This is a genomic window from Pantoea sp. BAV 3049, assembly GCF_009765445.1.
GTDB lineage: Bacteria > Pseudomonadota > Gammaproteobacteria > Enterobacterales > Enterobacteriaceae > Erwinia.
The window spans coordinates 1,008,092-1,016,063 of sequence record NZ_WHOY01000031.1; the positions used below are offsets into that span (position 1 = coordinate 1,008,092).

Here is a 7,972-nt window from a genome sequence, read left to right on the forward strand (position 1 = left end):
GAAGCCGGGCAGGCCGTCCGTGGCGTTCCCGTCCCCCCCGGGAGACCAGGTGTGTAGCTGTCCGCTCCCGGAGGCCGGGTTACGCGACCACAGCGGGCTGTCGTTGTGGCCACCTGCGGTCAGGGTGAGTCCTGCGGGGCCGGCCACGCCCAGGCAGGCGTGGCCGTGGCGGATAAACCGGGTGGCCCCGGCGGCTGTCGTGAACGTCATAATATTGGCTCCTGATACTGTATCTGTTACGCGCATTCTGGCAGCAGCACGACAAAAAATCTGTCTGGCTGAAACCCCACGCCCCTCCGATAAAACCGGTTCTGATACCATCCGTCACCTAACATTATCTCATCGTTTAACCCATGTTTATGAAAATAATGTATTTTTATCGGCGATGCAGGAGTGGCTGAACTGCCAGTCACTCCTGATGGGCAGCCCATCAGGACGATCCTGCATCAACACCATGAATAATATTGCCAATCTCAGCTTTCAGGATGCGGGGTGTTCAGGCGTACTCATAATGCCTGATGGCAGAACAAAAAATAACCTACTATTTATGGTGAGGCTGGATTTTAACCAGAACCTTTCATCTTCCATATGCTTAAAGAGAGAATAATAATGACCACTTCTGCAGATATCATTAATACCCTCGCGGGTAAAACCAAAACGCTGGGATACGATGCGGTGATTGCCTATGACCGCGACAAAATCAACCACCTTCTTGAGCAGCAGTATGTCAGTAAGCGTGCTGATGGTGCCGAGATGCCGGTATTCAACTGGACTAACAGTGACGGCACCGTGCGCTTCAGTGACCTGACGCTGTCCGCCCCGCGTATCTCTTTTGAAAATGCCACTATCACTGACTCCCGCGTCTCCGTAACCATGGAGTTTGTCAGGGGCAGTATTGCAAAACTCAATACCGACAACCAGGTAACCCGCTACACCCGCGTTCGCCCCGGGGGTGGGGTCTACCTGAAGCTGGATGTGGATCTGAAAAAAGGCAGCGGGACGGTGGATACGGAAGGTCATGTTATCCTGGACCTGTCAGCCGGCAGCGTGAACACAACCAACGTCGACGACGACCCGGCTGCAGAAATCATTCCGTATTTTGAGCAGTGGCTGAAAAATAATCCCGTGACCTACAGTGTGGGGCAGCTCAGCATGGACGTGCTGGACACGGTCCTGACGCCCACGGATTTTATCATCCGCACCCAGCCTGCCGGCAACACGAATAAGGGAGCAGGTTACGGTGCCGTTCTGCTTTTTGTGCTCACCAAAGCTCATCCGTCAGAAAACGCGACCAGCCTGCCGGACGAAACGTTCCCGTGGCTCATCCCCGACGACCACTCTTCAGCTATCCTGGTGAATAACCTGCTCGTCATGAACCAGTTCGTTAAAAAATCAATGGACAGCGTCCTGGACACTGGCGAATGGACGCTGACGCGCGAGGGAAGCTCCAGCGATACTGCCTGGGAACTCGTGGCCTCTGATAATGCCACTCTGCGGCTGGGTTTTGTGAATGCGGAAAATCGGGATAGTAGTGGAGGGCTCTGGAACAGAACGTGGAGCGGTGATTTTGTGCGGGAGTCTGGTCATGCGTATGATGAACTTGATAAGGACTTTATTTACGAACTGGCAGGGGCGAAAATAAAAACGGAGGGCGGGTTCGTACTGACGCCAGATTCAGACAGGACTTTTATTAACCATTTTGGTCTCAAGTACTCTGTACATGACGGATCATTCACAGACTCTTACGGCTACAGCGACAGAGATGTCACATTTTCCCCAACCGGCCAGGGGAACTACACGATGGTAGTGAACACAGTTGATGAGTCCATTCAGCTAACGGGCGGCAGCAATAATATCCATGTGAGCAGTAATTTCTGGGATAAATTTGGAGACATCATCAAATATTACGATGGCGCGACGCTGGCAGACCTGTTGCACGAGAAACTCGACAGCATGGTGAGTGCAGCCGTCAGCGCGCTGCTCAGCAGCGTGAGCTTTGAGCCTATCAGCGTGTTTGCCGTCGACCACCTGCTGTTCCCGGAGCAGAACATTAACCAGCTGAAAGACGCTTCCATGCCGGGTGACATGATAGTGTTCGGTGATATCGCCCCGTCTCTGACCTCTCTGAGCGTAACGCCATTGACCAGCACGGTTTCTGTCGGGCAGAGCGTGCAGTTCACCGCCAGCGATGACGTGACCTGGTCCGTGTCTCCGGCCGATTCCGGTACCATCAGCGCCGACGGCCTTTATCAGGCTCCTGCCGCGCTTGAGAGTGCCCTGATTAACGTTAAAATTACCGCAACCGGCACTGATGGCGCCACGGAATCTGCCTATGTGGCGGTTGTACCGTCATCAGTAATGATATCACCGGCCTTTATAGCCGTGAAGGAAGTCGCAGGCAGTCCCTCCACCTGGCAGTTCACCGCGGACCTTACGGACGGCACGGACCTGTCCGGCTGGAGCGTTGAGGCGGCAGAGTCCGGAGGGCTGACCGGCGTTATTGATGAGAATGGTCAGTATACCACGCCATCCGATGCCTGGCCGAAAGGCTATTCCTGGGTAAACGTTAAGGCAACAGCATCTGACGGACAAGCCGCCACCGCCCGGGTCCTGCTGGTAAGTCACGCGACCCATGCGGAATTTCCCGTCACACCGCCGCTGCTCACGGAGATGACGCTGGGGTCCGTACAGAAGTTTTCGGCCACCGGTGACGGTGAGATAGACCCGGACACGTGGTCGCTTTATCCGGAGGCGGGAAGCGGTTCGCTGGGTGACACGGAGATATCAGGAACGGATGACGAGCCTGTTTATACCGTGAGCTATACGTCGCCGGAGACGGTGAGCGGTGACGAGCTGGTAATTGTCACGACGATGTCGGATGGCATGCCGCTGCGTGCCGGCTATGCCATCGTTGATGTCGCCAATAAAAAACCAAATCCCTGGAGCCTGCTTGAGGGCCTTTCGATCCTGAAAGTCACCAACGAAGCAGGCAGTGGCACGGCTCAGCTATATAAAAACGGGGTGAATCAGGCTGTGGTGGTTGTTCAGATTGCAGGGTTCAGAATTAACAATGAAACTGGCCTGCCGGAATATATCAGCGTGACACTGGATGACATTCTGCCCCACCTGAACCTCGTGGATTACGTCACAGGAGAAATCCTGTCAAAGAGCAGCATTGCCGGCTGGACATATACCACTCAGGAGAATGAATACAACCGTTTGCCAGTCTCGTCACTGACATCTGACGAGCGTCATGCCCCTGTACAGGCGGGGGATAGTTTTAAACTTTACGTTACCTGTAGCGCTGATGAAAACGCTACCGCCAAAAAGATAGCTGTCAGTGTCACGCTTCCAGACGGTACTCTCATCAGCACAGCATCTGGAGCATCCTCAGGCTTTGACAGTAGCGTGGTTATCAACGCGCTTGAGGCGATTGTGTATTCCTCATCATCTAATATATCCCTGATATCTCAGGGAGAGCCTGTAACCATAAAGAAAACCCCTTGGTCTTCCTTCTCTGAATCCTCCGGTTACGTTGACCGTAAGGATGAGTGTGAAATTAAGGCAGAACGTTTTTATATCAAACCCAGTGTGAGCGGAATGGATAAATTCAAAAAAGCAAAATTTAGCGGTGGGATAGTGGCTGACGGCACGGTCAGCATTATCCAGACTGACTGGAAAAATGGCCCTGAATTTGTGTTCAATTGCCTAAGCACCTCGGGTACCCAGTGTGCCGCGATGGGCGTAACAACGAAGAACAAGCAGGAAGGTTCGGCCAATATCTGGTTTACCGGCCCTACAGCTGTTCTGGATGAGGGACAGATTTATTTTTCTGACGAAGATAAAAAAACGCTCTACCGCGTAGCCATTCCTGCGCTCCATGATACGACGCCGAATGTGGATGATGTTGCCATCACATTACTGAAAGTTAAAACACCGCGACTGAATCCTGATGATGACGAAACCAAGCCCGTGGAAACCGTCAAGCCTTACCGGTGGAAATCAGTGGACTTGTCACCGGAGCTGAAAGTTACAGATATTTACGGCAATAGTGGTTCTCTGAAAATCAGCTGGGATGAAAGCGACTTTTACGACATTCCTGATATCTCCTGATAATTAAGTCTGTACGGGTTACTGAATCTACAGAGCCCGTATTTCTATTCATTAACATCAGAGAATAAATATCTATGAGAAATAATTTCAGTACGCACGCAGAAAATTTCAGCAATGGTGTGAATACCAGCGTTGACCCCCGCACGGGCCTCTATGCGGTTGCTCTGCACCTCCTGTCCTGCTCCGCTAACAATAACCTGGGGCCAGCAATTACTCTGGGACTGGCCTATGATCCGCTGTCGTTAACCGACATGGGATTTGGTACGGGTTTTTCTCTGGGACTTACACAGTATGACAGCCACACAGGTACGCTGAACCTTTCCTCCGGTGAGCGCTATCATGTCACTGAAACGACGGGGCAGCCCGTTATCATGCTGAAGAAACTGAATAACTTCTGGTTCCATAAAACGGATTCCTCATATGAGGTCGTATGGAAAAATGGTATTACTGAAACCCTGATGGGGCCGGATAATGTATCAGCTATTAAGCTGCCGGTTCAGATGACGGCTCCCTCAGGTCATTCGGTTGCCTTTGAGTGGAATTATACCGGCGACACGCCTCGTCTCACGTCGGTAAAGGACAATCATAGGGTACTTCTTTCTCTGGAATACAATGATAACCTTTCCACAGTGATGACCCTGTTCCCGGGCAGTGATGAAACAACCACCCACGTACTGACATTTGCCAACAACAATCTCATTAAACTCACTTATCGTGGTATCTCCTCACAGAATACAGGTAAGGTAATATCGCTGACCTGGTCATTTGGCTACCAGAATGTTGGAGGCTTATACCTGATTAACAGCATGGAAACCCCAACAGGGCTGAAAGAAGAAGTTGCCTGGCAGGCAGACGTCATGCGTTTTCCGGAAAAATCGGGATTGACAGCGCTGCCTGCGGTGGTTCGTCATACGCGGACTCCCGGAGCAGGTCAGCCGGCAGTGATAACAAACTGGTCGTGGTCTGATGCTAATTACCTGGGATTCGGAGGTACAGCCGACTGGAATGCGCAGAATGATTATGCTTTCGGCATTGCGGGGCTGTACAGCTATTCATCTACTGAAATGCTGGCGGGCACTACTGCAACGATAACCACAATCCGAACATACAATAAATTTCATCTGCAGACGCAGGAAGAAACAAACAGGAATGGTGCCATTTCACGCCTGTCAGTCATCTATCACGCTGATGACACCGCCATATTCAGTGAGCAACCCGCCCAGTTTTTGCTGCCCAAAATAAGCACCCACGTTCTGACGGACAAAAATGGCAAATCCGGTAAGCCACGCATAACGCTCAGTGAATTTGACGAGCAGGGCAACCCAGTCAGCAGCACTTCTCCGGACGGGACGGTGACAACCTATACGTGGTATTCTCCGGAAGGCGAGGATGGCTGTCCGCCATCATCCGACGGATTCACTCGCTATATGAAACAACAGGTCGTAACCTGGCCAACACTTAACGGTTACAAAGATGTCCCGGAAGAAACTACGGCTTACACTTACTCTCTGCTGGGAGAAAGCGCTTTTATTGTTCAGGATATTCAGAAGTATTACAGTGGCAGCAGGCTACTCAAAACGGTAAGAACCGGGTACGAATCAGCCATCGATTCAGCAGAGTTTGGCCGAATTACCTCCATTTCAGAAACTCTTCACGATTTAAATTATCAAAACGAGTATACATCAACCCAGACCTTTCACACCAGTATAACTGGAGACCAGATAACTCAAAAGACTGTCTTTACAAGCCACGATAAACTTAAAACCACCACATCAAGAACCATGTCTGCATTAACTGGCCTGTTAATGCAAGAAATAGATCCACAGGGTGTAACAACTAATTATGTATATGACGGATGTGGCAGGCTTGTCAAGCGTACGCTGGCAGATAGCAGCGATTATGCACATACTACTATCTGGTCTCACCAAATAAGCGGCACACCATCCACAACTGAAATTGGCCCTGATGGGACGAGGAAAACAACTTATTTCGACGGGGAAGGACGCCAGATACGAATAAAAGTACTGGATGTGGATAATACGGACGAGCTTTTTGAAGTTTATAATACTGCTTATAACGATATTGGCGAAAATATTAGTGCAAAACATACAGACTGGAAAACCGATGACGAAGACAGCACCGCCTTCACATTGGCCCAGAATGTGGTATACGGTGAATGGGGGGAGCGTCAGAAAACGACTGTATCTTATGGTCTGACTGCATTTACGTCACCCGACCCCGTAGAGCTGAAACTTGATAATCAACTTACAGGGACGTTAAAAGGCCGTTTCGAAAGCAATAATGTGCAAAGTGGCCTGAACAGGACGCACTTTGATGAACAGACGCTGCAGACGGTTCGCCAGGAAAATATCAATATTGACGGGACCTTATACAGTGCAACTGACTATATCAGGGATGGCCGTACCCTGGTTCGCAGCGTTAAAGATCCCGCAGGAAATGTCACCGCGTTCAGTTTTGATGCGCTGGGCCGGGAGACAGAACGTTTGCTACCCGATGGAAGTCGTCTGACCCGTGTTTATGCTCCTCACCTGACTGGGCAGCAGGTGACGGAAATCAGTATGACTGATGCGAAAGGAAAGGTCTGGTTGTTAGGTTCTCGTGAATTTGACGGACTGGGACGCCTGAAGAAAGAAAGCAGTGGTGGGAGAACAACACAATATATCTATACCGGCAGCGGTCCCCTACCTACTGAGGTCAGACAACCTGACGGTAGCGTGCTGCAATATACATATATTGCAGAACTGGGTAATGCGGTCAGCAGTCTGACAACTGACGGAGTGACGCAAACATTCAGCTATGACCCGCTTACCGGTGCGGCGCTGACCTCGGTGGAGGGGCAGGCCACCAACAAAAATGAGTGGAATCCCTCAGGTAGCCTCAGGAGGGAAACGTATGTCCGTGGCGACAGCACACTGACATCAGATTACACGCGTCTATTGTCCGATGCGGTCATGACTTGGACGGACGTTAACGGTAAAACCATGAAGTACACCCGCGATGAATATGGTCGTATCACCGGCATTGCTGATGAAGCGCTGACAGTGGCTATGGAATATGATGCTCTTGGGCGCGTCAAACGTCAGACGGTGGCAGATACCGTTACGGATGCCTCGCTGGTGACAGTCCTGGTTTTTGATGACTTCAGCCGGGAAACCAGTCGCACCGTCAGCGACAGTAATGGAACGACCGTGCGCGTGCTGTCAACATGGCAACAAAATGACCTGCTCGCCACGCGTAAGACACTGCAGAATGATGTAACTGTTCGTACAGAAATATTTTCGTACGATGTCCGTAACCGCCTTGTTAATTATATGGTGTCTGGCAACAGCCTTCCTGTCGATGGTTACGGCAACTCGATTAAATCTCAGACATACGCATTTGATGCACTTAACAATCTGACGAGCGTTACCACAGAGCTTTCAGACGACAGCACTGATACAGCAGAATATACTTACAACAATCCGGACGATCCGACTCAACTGACATCAGTGATGCACACGCATACTGACTATCCACAACTTATTTCACTTGAATATGATGACTGCGGACGCATGACCAGGGATGAAGCGGGCCGTGTTCTTAGTTACGACGCTATTGGACGTCTGTCTGATATAAGCGATGAGGGGACAACCGGGGGGAAATATGACTATGACGCCCTAAACAGACTAATCACCCAGCAGGTAAGCGATACGGAACTTCGTAGTCTGTACTACAGGGGGAACGAACTGGTCAGTGAATTAAGGTGGAGGACAGAATGAAAATGCGTGATGAGTTTCTTGGGGCCACCCGGTTTATCCGCCACGGCCATGCCTGCCTGGGCGTGGCCGGCCCCGCAGGA

General features: G+C 50.9%; 2 protein-coding genes and 1 pseudogene. 2 read left to right on the plus strand and 1 reads right to left on the minus strand.

The window, feature by feature from the left end; all coding sequences use genetic code 11:
• Positions 1–210: pseudogene (locus GSQ70_RS25940) on the minus strand (RHS repeat-associated core domain-containing protein); the annotation flags it as partial.
• A gap of 399 nt (positions 211–609) precedes the next feature.
• Between GSQ70_RS25940 and GSQ70_RS05570 the strand changes: the two are divergent.
• On the plus strand, positions 610–4,113 hold the full coding sequence (locus GSQ70_RS05570) for a hypothetical protein (RefSeq protein WP_158781628.1): 3,504 nt from the start codon (positions 610–612) through the stop codon (positions 4,111–4,113).
• Positions 4,114–4,187: 74 nt separating this feature from the next.
• The gene (locus GSQ70_RS05575; RefSeq protein WP_158781629.1) at positions 4,188–7,892 is read left to right on the plus strand and encodes an RHS repeat domain-containing protein; all 3,705 of its coding nucleotides are present in this window, start codon (positions 4,188–4,190) and stop codon (positions 7,890–7,892) included.
• The last annotated feature ends 80 nt before the right edge of the window (positions 7,893–7,972 follow it).